Below are 1,980 nucleotides of genomic sequence, written 5' to 3' on the forward strand. Positions count from 1 at the left end.
GCGTCGTATAACTTCGTATAATGTATGCTATACGAAGTTATTACGTACCTGCGCGCCGCCCTCGCCGGGCGCGCGGAGCCGTACGCGGCGGGGGCGACGGTCGGCACCCGCGTCCCGGACGGCCGCCGACCCGAGGACCCGCACCTGCCCTACGTCCTGGTCCGCCTCGACGGCGCGATCCCGGATCCGTCGATGGCCAACAGCAGGGTGACGCTGCGGCTCACCATGTGGCACGCCGACCCGGACCAGGCACACGACCTCGCCCAGCTCGTCCAGGGCCTGATGGTCGTCCACAACGGGCCCGTCATCCGCTCGGTGCGGCCCGCGCTCGGCCCGGTGCCGGCGCTCGACCCCGACTCCGCCGTGGACCTGTCCACGTGCACGGTGACGGCCAACGTCCGTCCCGTCCAACTCACCTGACGATCAGGAGGTCCGGCATGTCCGGAGACACCAGCAACGCGAGGCTCTGGGCCAACGCCGACGTCTGGATCGCACCGCTCGGCACCGCGCTCCCCGCCGACGCGAACACCGCCTTCGGCGCTGGCTGGTCGCTCGTCGGCCTGCTCGACGGCGACGACGGCTTCCCCGAGACCCGCGACGAGGACACCAACGACAAGTTCGCCTGGGGCGGCGACATCGTGCGCTCCTCGCGCACGCACTTCAAGTTCACGAAGAAGTTCTCCGTGCTGGAGGACAACCCCACCACCCGGTCGCTGATCTGGCCGGGCTCAACGCCGACTGCGATCGTCGTCCCGAAGCCGGTCCCGGTGCTGGTCGCCTTCGAGACCCGCGATCCGGAGGTCGGGATCGTCTACCGGAAGATCACCGCCGGGCACGCGATCGTCGCCGTGGACGGCGACGTCGACCAGAACGAGACCGACCTGCAGAAGGTGACGCTCGCCGCGGTCATCTACCCCGACACCAGCACCACCCCCGCGACGCTGTTCGTGCAGCAGACGTCCCTGGCCGTCGCCTCCCTGGCCATCGCGCCGGCCACGAAGTCGCTGACGGCCGGACAGATCGGCTCGCTGGCCGCCACCGCGACACTGACCGACACCACGACTCGGGACGTGACCCTGCACCCGTCCACCATCTGGTCGACGTCGGCCGCCGCGAAGGCGACGGTCCGGTACGGCTACGTCACCGGCGTCGCGGCTGGCACCGCCACCATCACCGCCACCTACATGGGCGTCTCCGGGACCTGCGCGGTCACCGTGTCCTGACGCCCTGCCAGACCCCGGGGCGGGCGAGCTGCGCGGTCCGCCCGCCCCGGACAACCACCCCACCGCGCGCACCGACGAGGAGACACCGCGCATGAGCACCAAGACCGTCCGGCCGGACGACCAGCCCTTCGACTTCAACCTCGACGCCGTCCAGGCCGAGGTCAACCTCACCCCGTTCGTCGTCCACTGGGCCGGCCGCCGCTGGTCGTTCGCCCACTTGCAGGGCCTGGACATCTGGGAGGGCCTCAAGGTCACCGGCGGCCCCGGCATCGAGGCCATCATGGGCACCCTGCGCATCGCGCTCGGCAGCGACGACAACTGGGCGGAGTTCCAGAAGACACCGCTGCCCGGCTTCAAGGTCAAGGCGCTGTTCGACGCCTACCAGAAGCACTGCGGCATGACGGTGGGGGAATCGCCGGCCTCCGCCGACTCCTAGCCGAGTTCGGGGAGGCCATCGAGGCCGACCTGCCCGCCCACTACCCGGGCGTGCGCCTGAAACATTTGTTCACCGGCGAGCTGACCTGGCGCGAACTGCGGTCCCTGATCCGGGGGTTGCCGCCCACCTCGCGGCTGCGGACCGCGATCGCCGGCCGCCCCGCCTGGGGGACGACCGAGTACCTGCTCGCCGACGTGTTCGACGTCCTCGCGCAAGCGAACTGGCAGCGCGCCGGCGACAAGAGCGCCGCCCGGCCCCGGCCGTACCCGCGGCCGGCCGTCCGAGACCCCCAGGCCGACGCCGCCACGGACCAGGCCCGGG

Annotated in this window: 4 protein-coding genes; all 4 read left to right on the plus strand. The window is 71.2% G+C overall.

The genetic code is table 11. The annotated features are described in order from the left end of the window. Positions 1-24 precede the first annotated feature (24 nt). Positions 25-420, plus strand: coding sequence for a DUF3168 domain-containing protein (locus tag KCH_RS07195; RefSeq protein ID WP_035860371.1), 396 nt, complete (start codon positions 25-27; stop codon positions 418-420). A 17-nt stretch (positions 421-437) separates the two neighbouring features. Next, complete coding sequence (locus KCH_RS07200) at positions 438-1,223, plus strand: phage tail tube protein (protein WP_035860375.1); 786 nt, start codon at positions 438-440, stop codon at positions 1,221-1,223. Positions 1,224-1,314: 91 nt separating this feature from the next. Then, on the plus strand, positions 1,315-1,659 hold the full coding sequence (locus KCH_RS07205) for a hypothetical protein (protein ID WP_035860378.1): 345 nt from the start codon (positions 1,315-1,317) through the stop codon (positions 1,657-1,659). A gap of 50 nt (positions 1,660-1,709) precedes the next feature. Then, positions 1,710-1,980: DUF5361 domain-containing protein (locus tag KCH_RS42375; protein ID WP_035860381.1), on the plus strand; the 271-nt coding region annotated here is incomplete at its 3' end.

This window comes from Kitasatospora cheerisanensis KCTC 2395 (genome assembly GCF_000696185.1).
In the GTDB taxonomy this organism is placed as follows: domain Bacteria; phylum Actinomycetota; class Actinomycetes; order Streptomycetales; family Streptomycetaceae; genus Kitasatospora; species Kitasatospora cheerisanensis.

What these genes read in the sequence shown, in the direction of transcription:
- KCH_RS07200 (WP_035860375.1), top strand. Translation starts at nt 438, where the DNA reads ATGTCCGGAGACACCAGCAACGCGAGGCTCTGGGCCAACGCCGACGTC.
- KCH_RS07195 (WP_035860371.1), top strand. Translation starts at nt 25, where the DNA reads ATGCTATACGAAGTTATTACGTACCTGCGCGCCGCCCTCGCCGGGCGC.
- KCH_RS07205 (WP_035860378.1), top strand. Translation starts at nt 1,315, where the DNA reads ATGAGCACCAAGACCGTCCGGCCGGACGACCAGCCCTTCGACTTCAAC.